Below are 23828 nucleotides of genomic sequence, written 5' to 3'. Positions count from 1 at the left end.
CCCGCACCCGGTCATTGCTCCAGTGGTAGATGGGGCGCACCTTCAGGTCCACGGTCTTGTAGCTGCGGAAGGCCTGCTCGACGACGCTCAACCCCTTGTAGGCGCGCACGGTCGCCTCGGCGCCCATCTCCTTGGCCGGCAGGCTGGTGCGGATGACGTAAAGACCGTCCAGGGCCGCCTCGGCGGCGATGGACTCGGTGTTTCTCTCGTAGGTGAAGGACTCCTCCGTGATGTCGAGCTCGAAGTGCTTCGCCATCTTGTACTTTTTCACGACCTTGCCGACGCGTAGCGCAATCCGCTCCCGACCCCGATAAGGACGGCGGTCCCGCCGGGTGGCCGCGACGATTTCATCCAGCAGCTCTTCGGTCTTCGAGAGCATTTCCTGGCGCTTCCGAGTCCGCTGTCGAGCCAGCAGCGGATTGCGGCAGACCATCAATCGCTCATCGGGGTAGGCGTCCGAACGGATCTCGACCAGGTTGATTTCGTCAAACAGAGACAACGGAAAACCATGTCAATTCAATACATGGGTACATTCTACGGAACGAATTTCGAGACAAACCTTTTCAAATCAATGACTTGTAGCGAAAATATGGGTCAAACAGGCTGGAAGTTCACACTAGTTCGGCCTATGTGGACATGATCGAGCTGGAACCCGGCGCGATTTTCCTGGTTTACGATCGTATCCCCGGGGGTTGGAAGGGTGTTCCGCGGGACTCCCCGGAGTGGAATGTAATCTATGCTGTTCGAATCATGGTGAGTCGTGCGGCTCAAGTAGAGTCAGAAGAGACACGTTGATGACCCAGCCTTCTCTGCGACGTCAGCGACGTGCCGACCGTTCACTTAATTTACAATCACTTCTCTCACTTTGATCGCCTTGCGCTGGCGGCCCTGGACGTCCAGATAGCGGAAGTCCGAATACGCGACCAGGAAACGATCCGCACCGGTGATAACGACGTCAGTGTTGCTGCAGCTGATTTTCCCGCTCAAGTCCCACCGATCCTCAGGGGACATCGCCAGCAGCTCCGTCTCGGCTGGCCCGACCAGGGAGTGCGCGCTGCTCCAAGTCCGGCCGCTGTCCGCCGAGGCCCGAACGTGCACCCCGGGTCGGCCGTAGACCACCGCCACCGCTCCGTTTTCCAGACGGCGAAGATGTGGAGTGACACTGAACGCAGCCAACTCGCGCGGCGGCGTCCAGGTGTGCCCGCCATCGGAAGAGCGAGCCGCCGCCAAATGGTTGCTGGCCTTGGGATCGCGACCCAACTGAGTCCGCATGACGCACAATAGGTCGCCATTGGGCATCCGCTCGATCGATTGCTCACCACAGCCGTATCCGAAGGTCGCCAGACCGGCCTGGTCGGCAATGGTCCCGCGGACTCGCCAGCTTCGCCCCCCGTCGCTCGAGGCCAGGCACTGAACCCGAAAAAACGTCCTTTCAAAGCGTGGATCTTGCGTCGAGTGCGCCCATAGAAGACTGCCGTCCGCCAGGGCCAGGACCACCTTGGGCCAGTCCGGCGGCCGGAAAATACTGCCAGCCTGATAATAAGGGCTGACTCTCACCACTCGTGGCAAATCATGCCACTCCCCGGTGGCATCTCTTGCCTGGACCAGGACACTCAAGAGCAGGTCCGAAGGTTCAACGGTACCGTACTCGTTTTGCCAGGGAGCGTCAGGATTGGCACGTGCCGTCAGGGGAAATCGACGGACCCGCTGGGGCAGATCGACGTACCGATAGTAGGAGAAAACCTGGACATTCCAGGCGTCTCGAAAGGTCATGACCGGTTTCAACCCCAACTCGTCAAGGGAGATCTCTTCTCGATTCCGGTGACCGTAGCTGGAGTAATGATAGACGTACTTCTCAGTACCGAAAGCGACCTGCTCTCCGGTCGGCAGGGTCAGGATATCGGGTGAGAAATCGACTTGATTCTCGGGGATCGGCTGCCAGGACCGGCCCTCATTCCGGGAGACGAAAAACTTTGTCGGCTGGTGTACGCCGACTTCCGCATCTTCCCCCACGTTCATCGCCAGATAGATCTGGCCGCCGCGGCCCCGCCACATATCGGGGAATTGGTAAAATCCCCAGCGTTTTTCGCCGGGCGGACTCACGGCCACGATCACCGGCTCACCGAGGGTCACTTCCGGAACGGCGGAAACACTTTCCGATTCCCCTGCGTCATGGGTGCAACTGCCCAAAGCGCACAGGAGAATCAGGACACCCGTTCTTGCCACTTCTTTGTCTTTGCGCATCTGTTCTCGGTTTCCGACACCGGAAACGGTCCGCTCAACTCTTCTTTTCAGTCCTCCCGGAGGGCCGGCAGGCCCAGCCTCAGCCCGGCAATTCGGCAAAGCAGCTTCCCGCTTGTCACACGCCAATAGTGAGACGCATCACGCCGTCACTTCGGCCGTATCCGCGCCCGTCGAGCCTGGATCCTGGCATAGGTTTCATAGTGGGCGAACGGACTGTCCTTGGCCCGGCGCGTCATCCGGGGATAGTTCTCGCGGTTGCCCGGAGAGAAGAAGGGACGCTGGGCCTTGGTGGTCAGTCCCAGCTCCTCGGCCAGCGTCAGACCGGCGCCGGGCGTGCGCAGAAGGGCGTCCTTCTCCTCGGGGGTGGTCAGACGCTGGAAGACACCCTCCTCCTCGTCCGTGATGATGTGGACCACGTCTTCCCTGAGCCATCTTCGGAAATAATCTTCTCGTTCCTCCCGCCGGGCGGCTTCCTCTCCTCCCTGGCTCAGCGTGCGTCCCCAGGACGGGACGGCGGCCAGCCAGAGGACGGACACGGCAGCAACCAGCAGGAAGTTAGAGAGAGGCCTCGTCGCCATTCTTCCTCCCACAAGAAAAGATCCGAGATGTGGGAATCGAGTTGTGGACATCCTACCTCAGTGGGGAGTCCATTTCACCGCGAACCGTCTCACCGTGAACCGTCGTTCGGAAGCGGCGGCGGTTACCCCTCCCGGCTCAGGTCGATTGGATTGGACCAGGCACGACCGTCCTCGCCGTCCCACAGCTCGACCCGGACGTAACATCCCACGACTCGAGGCCGCTCCCAATAGCCCCGATCCAGAAATCGATCGGTCATCTCCGCGATCTTGCCGGGAGTGGCCAGGGCCGAAAGCGGTGCACGGGCCTCCGTCAGGCGGTCACCCGCTGGCGCCACCCGACGGACGCCCAGCCAGGGTGACGAGGCGAACCAGACCGAACGAACGGGCGTGGTCTTCACCCGGATCTCGCCGTCCTCTACCGTGATCTCCTCGATTCGCGGTCCGGTCGTGGAGTAGAAACGGCCCTGCCGGATGGCCTCCAAAATTTCGGCGGAAGTCCGAGTCCGGGCCCAGACCATAATCCAGGCTTCGGCCTGATCACGGAACGGCTGCCGGCCCAGTGGAGCAAAGGTCAGCTCGGGACGGACTCCGCTGTGCCGATCGTCGCTGGCCACGCCCCAGAGCCTGTGCCCCCCGGCCAGCAATTCGTCCCACTGGGCGGTGGAATCGCCACGGCGTCCGTTCCAGTGGTTGGGCGCGTTGAAGATCTCGATTCCCACCAGACCCTTCAATCGGGAAACGGCGGCGGAAGAGATACCACTCAGGGAAGGATGGGAGAGAAAGGGGATTCCACCCTGCTCCAGCACTTCATCGATGACTCGCTGTGGACTTGCCATATGGCTCGCCATCCGCTGAATTCCCAGGGCCAGGACCTCGGCCGGAAAGGTCTCCTGCCACTTGACCCCGATCTCGGCACCCGGCAGGACGAGGATCTCGCGGGATGGGTGCCCGCTGACGTCGGTGACCAGGTTGTGGTCGGTGACGAAGAGGAAATCGTATTCGTGGCGGGTGTACCACGTCGCCAGTTCGTTCAGGCCAAAGAGACCGTCCGAATTGGTGGTGTGATTGTGGACGTTGCCCCGGTACCATTGGCCCGGGCCTTCAAAGAGATGCATCGGCATTTCTCAAAACCACCTGCTTCCAAGTTTCAGGTCAGTCCCCCTCCAGCCTCAACCTGCAGTAACGCGCATGGGTGTCGCCCGACTGCGTGCACCAGAAGCTGACCATCAGCTCATTCGCGGCCAGGCCGATGATCTGGGGAGCCCCGTAGGCGATGACGTCATGACTGCTGGGATATCGGTCGGTCCGGGGCACGCCTAGCGCCTCCTTGCCGTAGGCGTCCCAGACCACCACCGGATCCTGGCTCCAGGTCTCTCCCCCATCCTCGGAGAAGATGAGCTTGATGCCGGGTTGGTCCGTATTTTCCCGGTGGGAATAGACCAGAACCAGCCGGCCCGCGCCCATCTCTACCAGCCCACTGGTCTGCCCCGGGATCTTCGACGCCCGAGGACGGCTCCAGGTCCTTCCCGACGCGTCCAGAGAGGTCACGAAGTGGAGATCGAAGAACTGGGTCATTGCCAGGTTTCCGGTCCAGAGAGAGCCCAGCAGCCGCCCATTGGACAAGCGGATGAAACTCCCATGGGAATAGGAGCGGTCTTCGGCGGTCCCATCGGCCACGTCCACCCAGTCGCCCCAATTCTTGCCGGCGTCGCTGGAGAAAAGGGCGAAGGTCTTGTTCAAGTGAGGGCCGGCATTATCGTAGGACTTCCAAGTCTCGAAGATCTGCATCCAGTTTCCGTCTTCCAGTACGATGGCGGGACCGTCCGCCGCCGGCTCCAGTCCGGAAGGCAGGGGCGGCAAGCTGGCCTGCGGCGGGTCGGACCAGGTCCTGCCCCCGTCGAAGGAGCGGAGATAGAGGGTCTGGCAGTGACTAATGCCGCCAGTTTCCTGGTTGAAATAGAAATGGTCCGGGTCGGAATGCTCCGCTCGATTCACCTTCATCACCAAGCTGCCGTCATGGAGCATCGTGATCTGGGCGCCCCGGTAATTGTAGTGGCTGTCGTCGCGGAAGCGGTCGCGAATGGGACCCTCGTGCTCCCACGTCTCTCCTCCGTCGTTGGACCGGAGCTGGTGAATCATCCCGTCGCGGGAGTACATGGCCTGGCCATATCGGAAGACGCAGATCAATTCCTTCCCTGAGAGCGGCTGCACGCAAGGAGCGTAGGCGATGATGGCCCGATGACCCGGATGGGGATTGCGGTACAGGACGCCTTGATCCAAGATTCTGAGAGCATTCATGATGGTCTTGGTTACCTCATCTTGATCTGGCCGGTACTGGGCGGGGAACCCTTCCCTGGCCCGTCCCGGGTCTGTGAGTATGCGGCCAGGGGATTTTGCATCAACTGTAACCGAGTCGGATGCGAACATCTACGATCTGTACGGGCTCGGCGGGGTCACCCCGAGGGGGAGGTTCGACAGTTACCCGAAGTGTGTTCTTGCCTTTTTTCAAGTTCCGCGGATCGATTTTGAATTCAACCCAGCCCGCGTCGTCTATCCAAACCGCCCCAGAACCACAGATCGCGCGAAGCCACGCCCTCCCTTTGAAACATGTCCTTCAGGGGGTGCGCTGCTTCCGATTGCCTGAGAAGCTCCCTCTCCTTCTCGGGGTCATACAGCTTCGTTTTCCAACGCTGCTCCTCGATGGGCATGAATCGATTCAGCCAAGGGACGACCATTTCCTCCCAGTGGGTACGTGAGATATAGCCAAGCAGGAGTTCGGGATGGGCCAGCTTGAGGGAGGACCAGTATCCGGCTTTCGGAACGTAGCGCGAGCAGTGCACATCGTTCATGCGGATGGAATAAAAAAAACTCCTTCTGGTGCTTGCGCGCGAAGTCGACGACATGCTGGACCGGATTCGGCCCCAACACTTCAATGTATTTTGTCGGGAACTCCCAATCCGGCTCATTGGTGCGCGCGCAGTAGAGGATGGTCTCCACGGACGTGCCCTCCAAGAATCGCAAGGTTCCGTCCCAGAACTGCTCGACCGATTCCAGAGGAATCGGCCATTTTCCACCAGCGTAAGCGATCGACTGAATGTCGCTGCCATCGTTGTTCCAGATGATAGGGCGCCTTTGCAATCTTGCCTTCGTTCTCTCGCGAACGATCTCCGGCTGCAAGAACCGGCTACCTCGTGCGGACGGTAAAGTCGCAGAGGTCCACAGCCCAACTCCCCCGATGCCTTGCAGAAAGACCCTTCGATTTTTCATACTTCCCCCCTTCTTGGATCTTGAGCAAGGGGAAATCAGGAGGACGGTACCGGAAACTGAATTCTGCTATAAATTAAAAAAATGGACAGAGGACGAAATCGATGCCCCGATGTTTGCAAATCTTTTTCATCACCGTCATGACCGCAACCTGGCTGGCTGGCGAGGTGATCTACCGCGAAACCTTTGACCAAGGGAACGGCTCCACGGGACCTCAGCAAGGTTGGACGGTGGGCAAGAATACGGAAATCAATCGAGGTCCTGAGACTTGGCACAAGAACATTTTGGGGTACATGGGTTGGGGAGCTCCCTTGGAATGGACCCCCCAGGGGGGTCGATCAGGAGGCTATGCTACCTCCTCTTCACCCTGGTACTTCGACGATAACCACGGAGAGTTCTTTTGGTTTCATATCGTCCTCCGGGTTCGCCAAACAAAAGATATCGGCATTCAGGGCAAAGATCTCCGTAACGCCCGGGTAGAGCTCTCGCTGAGGGGCCGCGACTTGGCCGTAAACGACTTGAAACTGTATTTTTGGATTCAAGGAGAGGGCGGACGCAGTGGCTACTATACAAAACCCGCCTTGGTGAACTGGGCCCTGACATCCGAGCCTCTGGAGGACGCGCTACGCGATGGTCAATGGAACGACGTGTCCTTTCAGCTCACGACCGACGAAACTCGATGGAGCCAACTGGGTTTGATCAACGGAGGTCTGGCCAGGAAGATCAGGGTGATTCAGAGTCGCACCATGGCGGACGGATTTCTCGAAGGGATCCTCGCCGGCAAGCATTGGAACTTTGGCTTTCTGCTCTGCGGTATCGATCCTCGAGACCTCCCGCAGGGCAAGATCGACATTGATGAATTCAGAATCGTCGCATCCGAGTAAAGGCTATCCAAGTCGCAGTAGTGCCTGAGGCACCGGCCGCGTCGACCAACTGGGCTTCCGGCGACGGTGAGTGCGAATTATGCTTCCGCTATATCCCTCGAGCTTCGGAGATGCGAAAGACATCCACGCCCGTCCGGATGCGGTTCGTTATGGGGTCAACCATTATGCCCAAGGGCCTGGCAAAACCGGAATCCAGAGACGGAGACTCTTCCACAACTTCGACTTCGTGTCCGATCCTGGCCAATCCTTCCCGGCACTCAGGATCCAGTCTCAAGTCGGCAAGGGTGACGGCTTCCGAAGTATCCACGCGAGGAGCGGCGATGGCTTGTTGAAGGCTCATCTGCCGGTCCATGAGGTTCAGCACGATCTGGGTGTTGCAACTGATGATCCGTCTCCCGCCGACAGCGCCCAGGCTGGCGAAGGGTTTTCTCTCTTTGAGCAGCAGGAGCGGCGCCATGTTGTTGAGTCCCCGTTTGAAGCCGGCAATTGAGTTGGCCGATCCCGGAACCGGATTGAAGACCACCATCCCGCTGCTGAAGAGGAGTCCGGTCCCGGATGTGATGACACGGGAGCCAAACCGGCTGACGGCCGTCTGGGTGCAGGAAACCATGTTTCGCTGTCTGTCGATCGCGGAAAAGTGAGTCGTGCACTGGTCGTCCTGCGGAGGGGAAGGAGGAGGATCCTCCAGAATGGGCGTGCCTTCCTGATAGCGCCAGGGCCGGTGCAGAGCCCTGTCGGCAAACCTGACCCAGGGTTGATCCGAAGCCTGCGCAAAAGCCGTTCTTGCGGGATCGATCAGCCGGGCGACGTCCCGGGCATAGTCAGTAGACAAGAGAGCTTTTTCAGGGACCGGTACAAAGTCGGGATCTCCGAGAAAACGGTATCGGTCGGCGAAAGCGTGGCGAGTGGACTCAATCACAAGATGAAGGTATTCGGCGGAATTGTGTCCCAGTTCAGCTAAATCAAAATGCTCGAGAATCTTCAGGGCTTGCAGAGTCGTCGTACACCCGCTGGGTCCGGGCATTCCCAGGATCTCGTGGTTCCGGCACCTGATTGTCACCGGCTCTGTCGCCACGACTTCGTAACGGCCGAAGTCTTCCGCCCTGAGCAGACCGCCATTCTTCTTCATGTCCGCTTCAACGGTGTGCGGCAGTTCTCCGCGATACAGGCCCCTCGCGCCTTGACGGGCAATCAGTCGCAGAACCTGGCCCAGATCGGCTTGTATCACCCGATCCACGCCGCTGACCGGAGGATATCCATCCCGCAGAAAGATCCGCGCGGGAACCCGGTATTTCACGAAATCTCCCATGACTTCGGCAATCTGCTGCGTCGTCAGCCAGTTGGCGACAAACCCCTGCTCCGCGTAATGAATCGCCGGCTCCAGAAGTCGTTGTAGAGGAAGGCTTCCATAGAGCTGGTGCGCTCGACACAGGCCCGCAGTGACGCCGGGGACGCCGATCGCCTCGTAGCCGGAGACATTGGCCCGATTCTCAACCTCGAAAAGCCCGATTACCTCTCGGGTTCGACCGATGACGCGGTACATCTCGGGAGTGGCAGCCGCCGGAGCACGATGGCTGAAATCAAGGGCCAGACTGGCTTGCTGCTCGGCCATGTGGATGAGCATCTGCCCGTGACCGGCAATGGAAGAGGCCCAGGGCTCCACCACGGCCAGACAGAAACCCATGGCAACCGTGGCGTCAACGGCGTTTCCACCTTCAGACAGGATTTGGACCCCCACCTCGGAAGCCAAGGGATGGGAGGTCACAACCGCTCCAAAATCGGATACAACCTCGTCCTTGACGGGTCGCCAGATACTGCGTTTCACCCCAGTTCCCTTTGCCTCGCAAAGTTGACGCGCATCCTGCTTTCTGCTGCGTCAGCTCTTGCAGCCGTGGTCAATAGTCGACACGGCATTCGACCGGGTCCGCGCCACCGCGGACGGCGTAATTCCCAGGTCATAAACGGTCGAGTTCGCGCCCTCGTCGCGTCTTGTTCGGCGAGTGCGCCGCCGGTCTCGGTGCTACGCGGGACTCTCACCACGGGACGATTCACCCTGTCCCTACGAGGACGCCGATTCGCGAGCGTATGCTCTCAATCTCTCCAGATCTGCCTTCAAGCCCTCAATGCCCTGAATGATAAGGCCACCGATCACAATGAACCGGTACCCGGCATCATAGGCCTTTCTGCCGGCCTCGAATCCTCTCAAGGTGATGCCGCTGGCTTTTCCGCAACTCGCGGCCCGGCGGGGAAATTCCTCCAAGAAGCCTTGAATCTCGGGATGCTCCAATTGGCCGATATGACCCAGGGCCGCAGTAATGTCCAAGGGGCCGGCAAAGAGCACGTCGACTCCCTCGACGGCAGCAATTTCCTCCAGGTTGTCGATCGCTTCGCGGCTCTCAATTTGCACGATGACACACGTCTCCTGATTGGCCGCCGGCAGATACTCTTCATAGGAAACGTCCATGAAGAAAGTCCACCAGGGGGAGACGCCGCGTGAGCCTTCGGGAGGATATTTGGCATATTGAACAGCCCGGCGGGCCTCTTCGGCATTGTTGATCTGGGGCAACATCACCCCCGCAGCACCGACGTCGAGAGCCTTCTTTATGAGTTGCGGATCCAGTCCGGCCACCCGCACGATGGGAACACACCCCTTCATCCGGCAAAGCACCGGAATCCATGGGATATCGGTCGCGTCATAGGGTCGATGTTCCGTATCGATCCAGAGAAAGTCGATGCCCGTATCCACAGTCAGTTTGGCAATGAAATCGGACCGGTCGGGGAGTCCTGCTCCCCAGGCAGCCTTCCCCTCGGCCAAAAGCGTCTTTACTTTGTTCTCAAACATTTATAATTTATACTCCCTGGAAGAAGCTTATCACGAACCGGGGACTCAGATTCTCGTGGCTGAATCGGAACAGACCAAACCCGTACAAATCAACCCGGGCCGTCTGTTGTGGTCGGGCGAGCACTGGATCAACGGCCTCCAGTCTCCGGAAGGCGAGATTCCCAGCGCCTGGGTGAGCCTCTACCACACACGCTACAGTCCGGCCGGTGAAGGTAATACGGCCCAGATCGTCATTCGGGCGGACCGCCAGCTGAGCCTGATATGTGTCGATGTCCCGGAGGTAGGGAGGTTTACCCAAGACAATTTCCTGATTCGAAGCACGTTCCAGGATCCGAAGGCTCCCATTGTGCAAGCTCGTTTCTTTCGTGAAGGAGACATCCGAAGGGACCCGGCCTGGGTCATCGAAACCCACGAGCACCGAATCGTGGCCCGATGGTGGGTTACGGAGCCACCGGTTATCGCCCAAGGCACCTTTCGTCCCGGCACCGAACATTTCACAGCTTTATTCTTTACCGAGCGGGCCTCAGTCGAAGTCGACGGTCAGCCGATTCCGGGAAACCCGTTCTTGAGAGACATCTGGGAGCCTTACCTGCCGGGAGCTCGCAGTTCCTGCGTCTTTGCGCTGGCCGAGACCTTGATCGAGCTACCTCCTTGAACCGCTATCTCAATTTGCCGGACTCGGCGCCAAGACTGGTGGCATTGACTTTACGACCGCCTTGCGTCGCTTGAGCGCGCGGCCCGGACTGCCGCTTCAACCCGGCTTTTCTACATCATGCTGAGAAAGGGACTCTTCATCTATTGGAGGTGGAAGCACATTGAGGACCCGAGCGTGAACGGTCGCGACCACTTTTTTCGAGCCAATAGGAGGGAAAGATGAGGGGAGTGGGCAAATACTCCGTTTGGTTGGGTGTTTTTCTGCTGATCACACTCAGTTTGCCGGCCGAGGTCATTTTCCGAGAAAGCTTCGATCAGGGAGCGGGAGGATGGACTACCGGGAAAAACAAGACCCATACCCAGGGAGAGACTTGGCACCGCAACATTCTTGGCTATTACGGCGAGCCTGTGTTTCTGAAGTGGAGCCCAAGCGGCGGACGCTCCGGAGGATACGCCACTGCCGAATCACCCTGGTACTTCGACGATAACCACGGAGAATTCGGGTGGCTGTACCTGGTCTTCGGCAAGCGCACGGGCTGGTCCACATACCCGGTGGACGAAGCGGCGCCGACGACCGGGAAAGACGTACGGAATGCCACGGTTCGACTCTCGCTGCGGGGGAGAGATATGCAGTTGAAGGGAACCAGGTTCTACTATTGGAATCAGGCTCCTCCCGCGAAAGGCCCCTGGGTCTACCGATGCTGGGCTTTGACCTCCGTTCCTCTCGAGGGTTACTTGACGGATGGAAATTGGCACGACGTCAGCTTCACACTGGATCCCCATGAAAGCAAATGGAGCTTCATGGGGTTGATCAATGGTGGGCTGCGAAAGAGGATCCGCGTGATTCAAAGTCTTTCCTTTGGGCAGGGGACATTGGAAGAAGTTCTGGGCGACGGCAAACTCTACAACTGGGGCTTTATTCTCGTAGATGTGGATCCCCTGGATCCTCCCTCCGGAAAGATCGACATCGATCAATTCAGCATCACCCTCAGCGGCGAGGAGTGAGGAACATAATTTCACGCTCCGGTCAGACAGGTGGCTAATGAAACAAAATTTGACCAAGAAAATAGGACTCGTGGTTTTCTTCACATCAGTGTTCCATCCTGTGGCCGGCCAAGCGGCAGGTGCAAAGCCGGCATTGGGGAACGTCGTAGCTGCGCACGGCTTTGACCGGGGACCGGAAGCCTGGCACGTGGGAAAAGACAAGACCCATACCCGTGGCGTCACTTGGCATCGCAATATCCTGGGCTTCTACGGAGAGCCGGTTTTTCTGAAGTGGCGTGAGAGAGGAGGCCGTTCGGGTGGGTTCGCCTATTCCGAGTCGCCCTGGTACTTCGATGACAATCACGGCCACTTCGGCTGGCTGCACTTGATCGCCAACCGATACACGGAGCCTGAGAAGCAGGGAAGACCGGGAGAACCAAGTCCGGTGGTGGGTCAGGACCTGCGCAATGCCATCGTCAGGGTGTCCCTGCGCGGGCGAGACGTGGAGCTGAAGGGAACCAAACTGTACTTTTGGCTGGGGGGAAGTGCTCCTCCGATTCGCAACACCTCTCCGGCAGACAAACGGCCCAGATCCACCGTCAGTTCTCTTCGGCGGGAGGGACACCGCTGGTGGGCACTGACCTCGGTCCCGCTGGAAGCCCACTTGACGGATGGGAAGTGGCACGATGTGGAGTTCCAATTGGAACCCGACGAGCGCAAGTGGACCTATTTGGGTTTGATAAACGGAGGTCTGCGCAAGAAGATCCAGATTCGACAAAGTCTCAGCTTTGGAGACGGATCACTTCCATACGTTCTGGGCAACGGCAAAATTTACGTTTTCGGATTCATTCTGGTTGAAGTGGATCCTTTGGATCAGCCGAAGGGCATGATTGATTTGGACGAATTCAGCATCGCCACATTTCCTTCCAATCCTCCGCTGCCGAAACCATGACGAGAAAACGTGTTTTGTCCTTTCTGACCGAGCATTCTCAATAGGGGATAAGACGATGAAGAGAACAATTGCCGCCAGCTTGCTCTGTCTCTCGGTTCTGAGCAACTGCCAGACCGGCGTAGAAACCACGGAGAAGGAGCCGGCCGCCCGGGCACCACGCGTCGAGCTGGGTCCGCCGGTAATAGTCATGCTGGGTCCCCCAGGCGATCTGCGTTGGGGTTATTACGCTTTTCCGGACATGTGGAGGGCCCCGGGCGGAGAGCTGTACCTGGCAGTAAACGTGGGTGAGGACGCCAACGACGTCGGGGAACGCGAGCCCACCCGATTCTTCGTCTCCCGGGATAATGGAGAATCCTGGCAGCCGATACGGGAAGATCAGGTGGACTTCTCTCCAGATGTCATTGCCCTGCCGAGTGGTGAGCAGGTGGCCTTCGGCACTGAAAAGTATGTCTATCATTATTCGACCTACGGACCTCGGCCGCGGGAATTCCACAGCCTGGATGAGCTTGGTCTCAAACTTGCCTTCACAACCAAGAAACCTGGCCTGATTGCGGCTCATTATCGTTACGCCGACCTGCCTGAGAGGCTGACCCGGATCCCCGTTAAGCGCCGTAAAGGACCGAATGCTCCCTGGCAGGACGAATATGCTCATTTTGACTCGTCCGACCTGCTGCTGCGTACCCCGATCGGTGCCCCGGACGCCAAAGGAGATTGGCATGAAATAGCGCCTATGATCTCAACGACGCCGCGGGATGCAGCCTCCGTCCTGTGGCCGGACCGGTTGGTCGTGCTGCCCGACGGCACGCTCCTCTGGCCACTCGCCAGTCAGGATCCACGCATTCAGAGTATGTTCTTTCGCGTCCAATGTGTCGCTTCCAGCGACGGGGGACAGACTTGGGGAATCCGTGGCACGATCGCCGATCAGCTGGAGCTGGCCGATTGGGGGTACGGCTGCGGCGAGCAATCACTGCAGAGGATGCCCGACGGGGATCTACTGTGCATTATGCGTACCCGGATGGCGGGCAACACGCTGGGAACGCGTCCCTTTACGAAGGTGGTGCATTCGCTGGCCGCGGCGCGCTCCTCGGATAACGGCTACACCTGGAGCAGGCCGGAGGCGATTGCGCCCTTCAGCGTCACGCCCCACTTGCGCACCTTGGACAACGGCACCGTTGCGGTCGTGTATGGGAGGCCAGGCGTGCATGTTCGCGCTTCGGCGGACAGCGGAAGGACCTGGACCAATGCCTTTCCGCTGGTGGGCCCCGTGGAGGCGCAGTTGATGGCCGAGTCCAGAGAAGAGCGCATGGCCCTGAGCCACGCCGGACACGGCTCCGCCCAAACCAGGGTCATCAGCTGCAGCAATACGGATGTGGTCGTCACGGGATCCGACCGGTTCATCGTTGCGTATTCCGACTTTCAGTACAGAGATGAGCAGGGCCGGCAGCGAAAAGCGATCAAGGTCAGAGAAGTGATCGTCGAAATGCCAATCTAGTCCGAAATTCTCACCACGCCGTTGAGTGATCGGAGAAGACGCATTTTTTGAGGAAACAGCGATTGTTGCGGAGCAGCCTCCTGGGGACCGACCGAGCTGGGCGCGCCCTCGCTGGTCTTTTCCTGACCAGGGGAGCGTCCGGCTCTCCCCCGCCCCGTATCAAGTCGGTCCGCCAATGGACAGAAGTTCGACGCCCTCACCCTCCTCGGGTTTTTTGATGCGGAACCGGACCGAAGTCACTTCCGATCCATGGGGGCCAAATCGGTTTTTGAAGCCTTCTCTTTGTCCGACCATGAAGATGGAGCCGTCCTCCAGAACGCAGGCGCTGGGGTAGTAAGACTTGGGATCACACTTGAAGCCGCGGCCCGGCGCCGGTTTCACCCAGGTCTTCCCATTGTCGCGGCTGTAGATCACTTCTCCGTTGTTCGGCACCTGAGGATCGTCGCTGCTGAGTTTGTGCCGACCCCCAAAGACCACGACCGATACGCCGTCGGGTGTCACCACCAGTTCACCCCTCCGGTACAACTTGGGGCCGCGATACTCGCTTCCAAAGTCAGGGTCTTCGATGATGGGGTCTGTCAGGAGCAGACGCGGCGGCGACCAGGTCTGCCCGTCGTCGTAGGACTGAAACCAAGCCGACGTCGGCCGGCAGGGGAAGGCCAGACTCCCGTCCGGCAAGTAGGCGGCGGTGCCCTCGTCCGCATCCCAGTCATTGCTCCCAATCACCGATACGGTGGACCAGGTGCGGCCCTTGTCCTCAGAGCGCATGAGGACCATGAACCAGCGGGGATCTTCGGTGGGCCAGCCGTTGCCCCCGGGAATGCAACTGCCGGCGGCGAATAGCAGCAACGCACCATCCTTGCTTTCGAACATGCTGTACGGGGCGTCCATATCGAAGGGCCCCACGAACCTAGTCACCTCCTTCCAGGTGTGGCCGTCGTCGTCGCTTCGAAAGATCAGGGTCTTGGACTGCCGGTTGGCCATGATCCGGGCGAATTCAAGGGGCGTCGTGGGCATCTGGTTCCAGTAGCCCCAATGGGGTTTCAGCCGGACTCCCGCAATCATCGTGCCGTCACTCAGTTGAACAACGTCCCCGACGTAGTAGGCGCCAGGCACCACCGGAAACGACCGGGGACGGCTCCAGGTCTTCCCCTGGTCCCGGCTGCGGACCCACATCAACCTTCCGCCCTCGGGCGCATCCCAGTCCAGGAGCCATTCCCGATCAGGCCTTTTGATGCGTTCCCAGGCCTCCGGAGGCATGTCCCAAGGGGTGGGCCAGGAAGCGTGCCAATAACCGGCTGAGAAGGTCATGAACAGGTCGCCATTCTGCAGTCGGCAGACCGTCGGCCACCCGCAGTAACCGCCAAACCCGCGGAACGGCTCCGGTGGATTGACATCGGGGGAGACGATGATCTGTCGATACTTCTCGAAGTCCACCCGGGGTCCATCACCCGTAATCAGGGCCTCAACCGGTGGAATGGAACTCGCGGCCGACTTCTTCTTGCCGGCACTGACAAGACTGGTGGCCGCCAAAGCGGTCGCTGACGCAGACAGATATTGCCGGCGGGTCAATTGAACACCCATCACTGAACCTCCTCCTTGTGCCGATTTGAAAACGAAGGTCCCAGCCCGATTCATTCTTCGGGTAAGCCTAAGCTCTTTATAACATATAAAATCGTGCCGGGAGCCATCCCGCCCCGAGTGATCGGTTAGGTTTGGGAGCAATATATGACCGATTTCCAGGCAGTCGAGGTGGCAAGCCAGGAGGAGGATCAGTGTCTATCCACGGTCTGACTGAAAAGACTGAAGCAAGAGACGAGCTTCGTTCCCTTAGGCCGGTCGTCATGGGGACCGAACACATGGTCGTAGCCGGGCACTATCTGGCGGCACAGGCCGGCATGCAGATCCTGGAGGAGGGAGGCAATGCGGTTGACGCCGGTGTGGCAGCAGGTCTCGCTCTCGGTGTCGTGCAGAGTGACCTGGTAAGCGTCGCCGGCGTCGCCCCCATTGTTCTGTTCTTGGCTGACCAGCAGGAGGTGGTGACCATCAGCGGTCTGGGCGTTTGGCCCCAGGCAGCCAGCGTGGATCTGTTCCGGAGGGAGCACGGAGGAAGAATCCCGGAGGGACTGTTGCGAACGGTCGTGCCAGCCGCCCCAGACGCTTGGATTACGGCGCTGGAGAGGTTTGGGCGCATGAGTTTTGGCCAGGTGGCCGGGCCAGCCATCCGGTTTGCTTCCCATGGTTTCCCCATGCACTCGTTCATGAGCGCCCGGATTAGCGAGGCGGAGGAGGACTACCGTCGTTGGGAGAGCAGCGCCCAGGTCTTTCTCCCTGGCGGTCGTCCCCCCACACCCGGAGAGATCTTTTTCCAACACGATTTAGGAGCCGTTCTCCAGTACATGGTTGAGGAGGAGCGGAGCGCATCGCGCCGTGGACGTCTGGCAGGATTGCAATCGGCACGAAATGCATTCTACAGAGGGGACATTGCAGTAAGAATTGTCCAATACCACCATGAGAATGGTGGACTCCTCTCCGCTCAGGACCTGTCCAACTTTCGCGTGAGAATCGAGCCACCCGAGAAAATCACCTTCCAGGACACTGAGATCTATGCTTGTGGACCATGGTCTCAGGGTCCGACTCTGCTCCAGACCCTCAAGCTGCTGGAGGCCTATGACCTGAAATCCTTGGGGCACAACTCGGCGCCGTATGTGCACATTTTGACGGAGGCCCTCAAATTGGCATTCGCTGACCGCGAACACTTCTACGGTGACCCCCTCCATGTCAAAGTGCCTATGGCCGAACTCCTTTCCGAGCGGAACGCCAACCAACGGATAGGGCTCATCCGCTCACACCAGGCGTGGGTAGAGATGCCTCCGCCCAGCCGGTTGGGCACAGCCGGTGAGTCGCCAGCCGATTCGTCGCGGGGACCGGCGAACTCTTCCGGCGAAGCTGGAAATCCAAAGCGGCCTGGCTGGGACACGAGCTACGTCTGCGTCGTTGATCGAGACGGAAACGCCTTTTCGGCCACTCCAAGCGATGTGTCCTACGACACACCGATCATTCCGGGAACCGGCCTGGCGGTCTCTTCGCGTGGCTCGCAGTCGCGTCTGGATCCGAGTCATCCGGCTTGTCTCGCTCCCGGGAAAAGACCGCGCCTGACGCCCAACCCCGCCCTGGCGTTGCGGAACGGGGGCGTTTTCATGCCGTTCGGTACTCCGGGCGGGGATGTGCAGCCACAGGCCATGCTTCAGGTCCTCCTCAATGTTCTCATCTTCGGTATGAACCCCCAGGAGGCGGTCGAAGCGCCCCGTTTTGCTTCCTACAGTTTTCCCAGCTCTTTCGCACCACATTCCTGTTTTCCAGGGCTGCTGAAAATGGAATCGCGAGTACGTCGGGAGACGGGCGTAGAGCTCGAGGAGCTGGGTCACCGGGTCAGTTGGTGGCCGGACTGGAGCTGGCGGGCCGGCGGAGTTTGCACGATCATGGCCGATCAGGCCAGGGGCGTTCTGCAGGGTGGAGCCGACCCGAGACGCCCGGGATACGCCGTGGGCTGGTAGTGATTACAGGTATGACATCAGCGCGGTCCTTGATTCAGCCGGCTCAAGTCAATCGGATTGGACCAGGCATAGCCATCCTCCCCGTCCCATAACTCGACCCGCACATAGTGGCCGACCGTCTTTTCCTTCTTAAAATAGCCGCGCTGGATGAATCTCCGGTTCATGGCCGAAACGCCGTCAGGACTGGCCAGCCCAAACAATGGCGCCCGGGCCTGCGCCAGTTTCTCGCCCGGCGCTGCCACTCGGCGCACGCCGAGGTAGGGAACAGAAGCGAACCAAATCCACCGTACGGGTGAAGTCTCAACCTGGATCTCCCCGTCTACAACGGCAATGTCCTTGATCCGTGGCCCCGTCGTCGAATAGAACTGCCCCCGGCGCATGGCGGCAAGAATAGCCGGTGCAGTGCACGACTCGGCGCGGACCATCACCCAAGCTTCGTACTGGTCGCGAAATGGCTGCTTTCCGAGTGGCGCGAAAGTCAACTCCGGCTTCCGGCCACTGTGCCGATCATCACTGGCCACACCCCAGAGCATGTGGCCGTTGGCGAGCAGTTCGTCCCATTGCGCGGTCGAGAGACCGCGGCGCCCGGTCCAGTAGTTGGGAGCGTTGAAGATCTCGATTCCGACCAATCCGTTGAGTCGTGATATGGCGGTGGCATTGGCGCCGCTAAGGGACGGATGCGAGAGAAACGGAAGTCCCCCCTGTGCCAAAACGTCACCAATAACCCGCTGTGGGGCGACCTTGTGATTCTTGACCCGTTCTATGCCAAGGGCCAGCACCTCCGCCGGGAAGGTTTCCTCCCAGTCCACGCGAATCTCGGCGCCGGGCATGACCAGAATCCCGGGTGAGCGGCTCTTGCTCACATCCGTTACCACGTTGTGGTCAGTGACGAACAGAAAATCGTAGCCATTGCGGTCATAGCAGGCAGCCAATTCGGCAACGCTGAACTGACCATCGGAATTCGTCGTGTGGCTGTGAACATTACCCCTGTACCACTGGCCCGAGCCGGCGAATGGGTTACCTGGAACCATCACTTACGTTCCTTGATCAATTGGCGCCGTTTCCGTCCACGGTCAAGCCCGACCTCTTATCGGCAAGAGTTCTACGCCTTCTCCCTCCTCCGGCGTCTTAATGCGAAACCGGACAGACGTCACTTCGGCTCCATGGGGACCGAATCTGTTCTTGAAGCCTTCGCGCTGACCCACCATGAAGATGGAGCCGTCTTCCAGAACACAGGCGCTGGGGTAGTAGGACTTGGGATCACACGTGTAGCCACGTCCTGGCGCCGGTTTCACCCAGGTTTTCCCGCTGTCACGGCTGTAGATCACCTCCCCGTTGTTCGCCACCAGATGGGTACCGCCGCCGACTTTGTGGCGGCCTCCGAATACGACCACGGAGACTCCGTCCGGCGTCACCACCACGGCCCCTTTTCTGTACAGCTTGGGCCCGTGATACTCAATTCCGAAGTTGGGGTCCTCGATGATCGAGTCGGTCAGGAGCAGACGCGGCGGGGACCAGGTCCGCCCGTCGTCGTACGACTGATACCAGGCCGAGGTCGGTCTGCAAGGGAAGCCCAGGCTGCCGTCCGGCAAGTAGGCGGCCGTGCCCTCGTTCGCATCGAAGTCATTGCTGCCGATCACCGACACGGTCGACCACGTGCGGCCCTTGTCCTCAGAGCGCATGAGGAGCATGAGCCAGCGAGGGAATTCGCTAGGCCAGCCCTCGCCCCCGGGAATGGGTGAGCCGGCGGCCAATATCATCAGAGCTCCGTCTTTGGCCTCGAACATGCTGTGGGGAGCGTCCATGAACAACGGTCCCACGAAGCGGGTCACCTCCGTCCACGTGTCGCCGTTATCATCGCTTCGAAAAATAAGCGTTTCCGACTGCCTGTTGGCCGCAATCCGGGCAAATTCAAGGGGTGTCGCGGGCATCCGTCTCCAGTATCCCCAATGGGCTTCCATCCGGGCGCCTGCAAACATCGTTCCGTTTCTCAATTGCACCACGTGATTCATCACATACGCGCCACGCACTACGGGAAAGGAACGGGGCCGGCTCCAGGTTTTTCCGCCGTCCCGGCTGCGGATCCACATCATTCTTCCGCCGTCGGGCGCATCCCAGTCCAAGAGCCAGGACTGGTCCGGCCGTTTCCAGCGCTCCATCGCCTCAGGAGGAATGTCCCAGGGGGTGGGCCAGGAAGCGTGCCAATAACCGGCTGAGAAGGTCACGAACAGGTCGCCGTTCTGCAGCCGGCACACCGTCGGCCACCCACAGTAGCCGCCAAACCCGCGGAAGGGCTCCGGCGGATTGACGTCGGGGGAGACGAGGATCTTTCTATACTTCTCGAAATCCACTCGAGGCCCATCACCCGTAATCAGAGCCTCGACCGGTGGAATGGAAGCCGCGGCTGACTTCGTTTTACCTGGTCTGACGAGCGTCGTGGTTGCCAAAGCGGTTGCTGAAGTGGACAGAACTTTCCGGCGGGTCCATTGGACAGCCATCTCCTTGCCTCCTCGCTGCGCCGAATTGCAATATGAAGACCTCGGCACCAGAACTTCTCAGAATCGATTATAATTTTATAACATATAAAACATCGAATCTTCCGGGCCACTTTGGCAGGATGAATCTGGGTTCCTCCCGAACCGCTGAATCAACGGCCTCTTCTTTGCAGCCTGGCCGACGGGAAGTTCGGGAATGCCGGTGGAACCGGCGGAAGAATTTTCGGTCAAGTCTTGACCAGCAGAGAGACCGCATTGGGTAATTTTGACAACGATGGCGATCAGGACATCGAGGAGGAGTTAGGCGCTGACCACGACCGGGAGACAACCTGAAATCCTGCTTCTATGGCTGGCATTACTGGGAATTGAGTTCTTTTCAGCCAGCCTTGCCCATCAGGCATCGGTGTCATCCCTTCACCAGGAAGCCTACGAGGCCCAGCGGAAGGGAGATTTCCAGACCGCACTTCAGAAATACCAACAGCTCGTTCAGCTGCGACCGGAGTTGGCAGAGTTGCAGGCCAATCTGGGCCTGATCTATTTTCACCTGGGACAACGGAAAGAAGCGGAAACCGCCTTCCGGAAGGCCATTTCGCTCAAGCCCGAACTGCCGGGCGTGGATCTCTACTTGGGAACCATTGCTTTTGAGCAAAGGCGTTATCGGGAGGCCACGACTCACCTGAAGAAGGCGGAGAAAGCCGAGCCTACTCACCCACAGGTTCTTCTGTTGCTGGGTTACCTGTATTTTGCTGAATCGAAGCATGGCATTGCCGCGCGTTACTTCGAAAGACTCTCCGAGGCTGAGAACCGACCCGATCTCCACTACTATCTGAGCCGGTGTTATTCTCGCTTGGCGGCCAACTTTCACTCGCGGTTGCAAGCGGAATTCCCCAGTTCCTTTTACGCACACCTGGCCCGGGCTCATTTCCACCTGACACAAGCGGACTGGGAGAAAGGTCGGGAGGAGTATGAAGCGGCGCTGAAGCAACGCCCCGACAACCGGCAACTTAGGGTCAGATTGCAGTGGCTCACCGACCGGACGGGTGCCGCCCCAACCTGGTTTTCCAACGATCCTGATTTTGAGCTCATCGATGGCGTTACCCGCTATCTGCAGTCCCTTCCCGAGCCAAGTAAAATCGACCAGGAACTGCGTTTTTACCAGGAGAGGATACGAACATTGGGCGAGGATGCGCCCCATTCGGATGAGCAGGTCTATCTACTGGCGGAAGCCTACCAGATCCTGGCGCTTCTGACCTCTCACAAGCTGGAATCCGGACCGCATTCTTTTCAGGCCCATTTGCTTCGGGCGCAGCTGAACCAGGAGCTGGGCGAGGCAGAAGAGGCCATTCGAGAATACCGCAAGGCGCTCAAGCTGAAGCCTAACCTGGGAACCATCCACCTTTCGATGGGGAATCTCTACTGGGAGCTTCGACGCTACGACGAAGCGCTGGCAGCGTTGCGAGAAGGCATCGACAAGGACTCGGCTACACCACTCTCCCTCTATCAGATCGGGGATATCCTGTTGCTCAGAGGCCAGTTGGAGCAGGCGGAGGAGTATCTGTCCCGAGCGCTGGTTCTGGATCCGGAGATGATAGAGGCCCTATTGGCCATGGCACGCGTCTATAGCTTGAAACGTGACTACAAGGAGTCCCTGAAGTATCTGAAGGCAGCCGCGGAGCGGCGCCCGAATGACCCTCAGTTGCACTATCGGTTGTCGGAAACCTATCGAAATCTGGGCCGCCCTGAGGACGCCCAGAGGGAATTGAACATTTTCCGAGAGCTGTACGCCGCACAGGAAAAGCCATGATTTCCCTCCCCCGGAAAAGTCGGCTGTGAAATCGTCGACAGAGAGTTGATGCCCAGGCAACAAAAGAGCCGATAGGCTTCGATTCCGTTGAAATCGGGCTGGCCATAACTTGGGCCAAAACCGATCGCTCAATTGTAGACTTCCATGATGAGATCCTCTCTCACCTTGCTCGTCAACGCACCCCTGGAGGAAGACCAGAGGAAGCGCATTCGAGACCTGGGAGTGCGCTTGTTGGATGGGCTTTCGGAGGAGAGTCTGAGGGTAGCTGAGGTCATTTATACGACGCGCATCCCCTTTGAGCCTCGCCAAGTGCCTCGGCTCCGTTGGATTCAACTCAATACGGTGGCCGTCGACCACATCTTGACCGGCGCTATGGCAACAACGGGTATTCGGATAGCCAACGTTCGGGGTGCCTACAGCGTAGCCGTGGCAGAGTTGGCGGTGGGAGCGATCGTGGCGCTGAGTCGCCGTTTCCAGAGTGCTCATTCTCTACAGCTTCAGAATCGCTGGCCCGATGACTTCACCCCGCTCAAAGGCGAGAATTGTTACGGCAAGACATTGTCTATTCTCGGATACGGCAGCATCGGGCGTCATCTGGCTCGAATCGTCACGGGCATGGGGATGCGGGTGCTCGCCTGCAAGCGTTGCCCTGAGCGGAAAAAGGACAAAGGATTCTATCTGCCCAATACAGGGGATCCCGAAGGGCTCTTTCCAGAGGAATGGTATGGTCTCAGCAATATTGGGGAGATGTTGTCTATCAGCGATATCCTCGTAATCTGCCTTCCGTTGACCCCGGAAACCAAGGGTGTCATCGGACCGTCGGAACTGGCCAAGCTACCCCGCAACGCCTATCTGATTAACGTCGGTCGGGGTGAGGTGGTCGCGGAAGAACCCTTGTTGGACGTGTTGAGAACGCGCCGCATAGCCGGAGCGGCACTTGACGTCTTTCCTAAAGAGCCCCTGCCTACCGGTAGCCCCTTCTGGGGGCTGCCCAATACGATTATCCTACCCCATATCGGCTCGTTCACTCGCGAGCAGGGTCACTTGGCTGGCGAAGTCCTGATCGAGAATTTGACCAGGGATCTTTCCGTATCGCCGCTGCTAAACCTGATTGATCCCCAACGGGGATACTAGGATCGGAGTCTCTGACGTGGGGTAATCCGGTGGCGGATCCAAACTCCTGATTCAATCCGTTTGCGGTTTCTTGTATTGAGTTCTCCGTCGCTGGCGCACACGGCTGTGTTTCTCGATCTCCAGCAACAGGCTCAGGAATCCGATAGATCCATATTACTCAGGCTCCTCTCCAAGGACTTTTGGACGTTAAACCGGATCGCCTCTGGAAGGCCTCTCTTGTTCTCCCGGTTGCAGGCCTCCAGAATGTCCCTGTGTTCCCCGAGTTCTTCTTTAACTCGTTGGGCGTCGTGAGTCTGTATCGTGCGATAGCGAGTGCTACGGTCCCACAGTTCATTAAGCAGTTCCAATAGTAGCGGTCGCCGACAGGCTTGGTAGACCGTAAAGTGAAACTTACGGTTGAGGTTGAAGAGCGAGCGAAAATCATTCCGTTCGGTTGCAGACTTCATCCGGGCAAACAGGGTCTCCATCGTCTTGACATCTCTCTGAGTCAGTCGTTTCGATGCCAATTGTGCGGCCAGCTCCTCCAACTCGATGCGAATTAGATATACATCCTCGATTTCCCGAAGAGACAATTCGTTCACATAGGCGCCACGATGCGGAATGATACTGATGAATCCCTCCGACTGCAATTGCTTAAACGCTTCACGCAAAGGGATGATACTGATTCCCAATTCCTCGGTGAGCTGCTTCTGGTTAATACGCTCACCCGGCCTGAACTTTCCGGAAAGTATTGCCTGACGAATCTCGTTGAAAGCAATCTCGCTGACCGTCGTGTAACCCATCTATTCACCTTTTTAAATAAAAGCCAAAAAATATCTGCACAACACCAGGTTCTTCCTTCAGCCAAGACATGATACCAGCCCGTTCACCACCGTGTCGTCCGCGCCCACTGCGAGGTACGTCTCCTCCAGTGCCCCCCTCGCAGCCGCAGTTCCTGCGCCCGA

The 23828-nt window shown here is 58.8% G+C and carries 20 protein-coding genes; 8 read left to right on the top strand and 12 right to left on the bottom strand.

Annotation, left to right across the window (positions count from 1 at the left end; genetic code table 11):
• The 6 genes from OXT71_09515 to OXT71_09490 all read right to left on the bottom strand — a co-directional run.
• Positions 1–499 (bottom strand): IS1634 family transposase (locus OXT71_09515; GenBank protein ID MDE2926623.1); only part of this gene is annotated, 499 nt, incomplete at its 3' end.
• 341 nt (positions 500–840) lie between these two features.
• Positions 841–2244: a sialidase family protein gene (locus OXT71_09510; protein MDE2926622.1), complete on the bottom strand. Its 1404-nt coding sequence runs from the start codon at positions 2242–2244 to the stop codon at positions 841–843.
• Positions 2245–2390: 146 nt separating this feature from the next.
• Positions 2391–2822: a hypothetical protein gene (locus OXT71_09505; GenBank protein MDE2926621.1), complete on the bottom strand. Its 432-nt coding sequence runs from the start codon at positions 2820–2822 to the stop codon at positions 2391–2393.
• 122 nt (positions 2823–2944) lie between these two features.
• Positions 2945–3943, bottom strand: a complete 999-nt coding sequence (locus OXT71_09500; GenBank protein MDE2926620.1) for a CehA/McbA family metallohydrolase — start codon at positions 3941–3943, stop codon at positions 2945–2947.
• Positions 3944–3974: 31 nt separating this feature from the next.
• A complete protein-coding gene (locus tag OXT71_09495; GenBank protein ID MDE2926619.1) occupies positions 3975–5120 on the bottom strand; it encodes a sialidase family protein in 1146 nt (381 codons plus the stop codon).
• A gap of 369 nt (positions 5121–5489) precedes the next feature.
• Positions 5490–5999: a hypothetical protein gene (locus tag OXT71_09490; protein ID MDE2926618.1), complete on the bottom strand. Its 510-nt coding sequence runs from the start codon at positions 5997–5999 to the stop codon at positions 5490–5492.
• A gap of 191 nt (positions 6000–6190) precedes the next feature.
• On the opposite strand from OXT71_09490, the gene OXT71_09485 reads away from it, so the two are divergent.
• Positions 6191–6970, top strand: coding sequence for a hypothetical protein (locus tag OXT71_09485; protein MDE2926617.1), 780 nt, complete (start codon positions 6191–6193; stop codon positions 6968–6970).
• Between the two features lie 88 nt (positions 6971–7058).
• Here the strand turns inward: OXT71_09485 and ggt are convergent, their stop codons facing one another.
• Together ggt and OXT71_09475 are read right to left on the bottom strand one after the other, a co-directional pair.
• Complete coding sequence (ggt, locus tag OXT71_09480) at positions 7059–8795, bottom strand: gamma-glutamyltransferase (protein MDE2926616.1); 1737 nt, start codon at positions 8793–8795, stop codon at positions 7059–7061.
• Between the two features lie 234 nt (positions 8796–9029).
• A complete protein-coding gene (locus tag OXT71_09475) occupies positions 9030–9812 on the bottom strand; it encodes an aldolase/citrate lyase family protein (protein ID MDE2926615.1) in 783 nt (260 codons plus the stop codon).
• A 55-nt stretch (positions 9813–9867) separates the two neighbouring features.
• Here OXT71_09475 and OXT71_09470 point away from each other — a divergent pair, with 55 nt between their 5' ends.
• The 4 genes from OXT71_09470 to OXT71_09455 all read left to right on the top strand — a co-directional run bounded on the left by OXT71_09470 (position 9868) and on the right by OXT71_09455 (position 13894).
• Entirely contained in the window at positions 9868–10467 is a 600-nt protein-coding gene (locus tag OXT71_09470) for a hypothetical protein (protein ID MDE2926614.1), read from the top strand.
• 218 nt (positions 10468–10685) lie between these two features.
• On the top strand, positions 10686–11471 hold the full coding sequence (locus OXT71_09465) for a hypothetical protein (protein MDE2926613.1): 786 nt from the start codon (positions 10686–10688) through the stop codon (positions 11469–11471).
• Positions 11472–11520: 49 nt separating this feature from the next.
• Positions 11521–12402 (top strand): hypothetical protein, encoded by an 882-nt coding sequence (locus tag OXT71_09460; protein MDE2926612.1) that lies wholly within the window; start codon positions 11521–11523, stop codon positions 12400–12402.
• A 55-nt stretch (positions 12403–12457) separates the two neighbouring features.
• Positions 12458–13894 carry a sialidase family protein gene (locus OXT71_09455; GenBank protein MDE2926611.1) on the top strand — a complete coding sequence of 479 codons (1437 nt, stop codon included), beginning with the start codon at positions 12458–12460 and terminating at the stop codon, positions 13892–13894.
• Positions 13895–14053: 159 nt separating this feature from the next.
• Here the strand turns inward: OXT71_09455 and OXT71_09450 are convergent, their stop codons facing one another.
• Positions 14054–15478, bottom strand: a complete 1425-nt coding sequence (locus OXT71_09450) for a sialidase family protein (GenBank protein ID MDE2926610.1) — start codon at positions 15476–15478, stop codon at positions 14054–14056.
• A gap of 260 nt (positions 15479–15738) precedes the next feature.
• Here OXT71_09450 and OXT71_09445 point away from each other — a divergent pair, with 260 nt between their 5' ends.
• Complete coding sequence (locus OXT71_09445) at positions 15739–17451, top strand: gamma-glutamyltransferase family protein (protein MDE2926609.1); 1713 nt, start codon at positions 15739–15741, stop codon at positions 17449–17451.
• Positions 17452–17468: 17 nt separating this feature from the next.
• Here the strand turns inward: OXT71_09445 and OXT71_09440 are convergent, their stop codons facing one another.
• Both OXT71_09440 and OXT71_09435 read right to left on the bottom strand, forming a co-directional pair.
• A complete protein-coding gene (locus OXT71_09440) occupies positions 17469–18482 on the bottom strand; it encodes a CehA/McbA family metallohydrolase (GenBank protein ID MDE2926608.1) in 1014 nt (337 codons plus the stop codon).
• A 42-nt stretch (positions 18483–18524) separates the two neighbouring features.
• Entirely contained in the window at positions 18525–19802 is a 1278-nt protein-coding gene (locus OXT71_09435; GenBank protein ID MDE2926607.1) for a sialidase family protein, read from the bottom strand.
• Positions 19803–20349: 547 nt separating this feature from the next.
• Between OXT71_09435 and OXT71_09430 the strand changes: the two genes are divergently transcribed.
• Together OXT71_09430 and OXT71_09425 are read left to right on the top strand one after the other, a co-directional pair.
• The gene (locus OXT71_09430) at positions 20350–21750 is read left to right on the top strand and encodes a tetratricopeptide repeat protein (protein ID MDE2926606.1); all 1401 of its coding nucleotides are present in this window, start codon (positions 20350–20352) and stop codon (positions 21748–21750) included.
• 144 nt (positions 21751–21894) lie between these two features.
• Positions 21895–22884 carry a D-2-hydroxyacid dehydrogenase gene (locus tag OXT71_09425; GenBank protein ID MDE2926605.1) on the top strand — a complete coding sequence of 330 codons (990 nt, stop codon included), beginning with the start codon at positions 21895–21897 and terminating at the stop codon, positions 22882–22884.
• Positions 22885–23015: 131 nt separating this feature from the next.
• On the opposite strand, the gene OXT71_09420 is transcribed toward OXT71_09425, so the two are convergent.
• Positions 23016–23666 carry a GntR family transcriptional regulator gene (locus OXT71_09420; GenBank protein ID MDE2926604.1) on the bottom strand — a complete coding sequence of 217 codons (651 nt, stop codon included), beginning with the start codon at positions 23664–23666 and terminating at the stop codon, positions 23016–23018.
• Positions 23667–23828: the final 162 nt, after the last annotated feature.

Source organism: Acidobacteriota bacterium, assembly GCA_028874215.1.
Lineage (GTDB): Bacteria > Acidobacteriota > UBA6911 > RPQK01 > JAJDTT01 > JAJDTT01.
The sequence above is the reverse complement of the archived record's forward strand: the minus strand, read 5'-3'. Positions and strand labels throughout refer to the sequence as shown.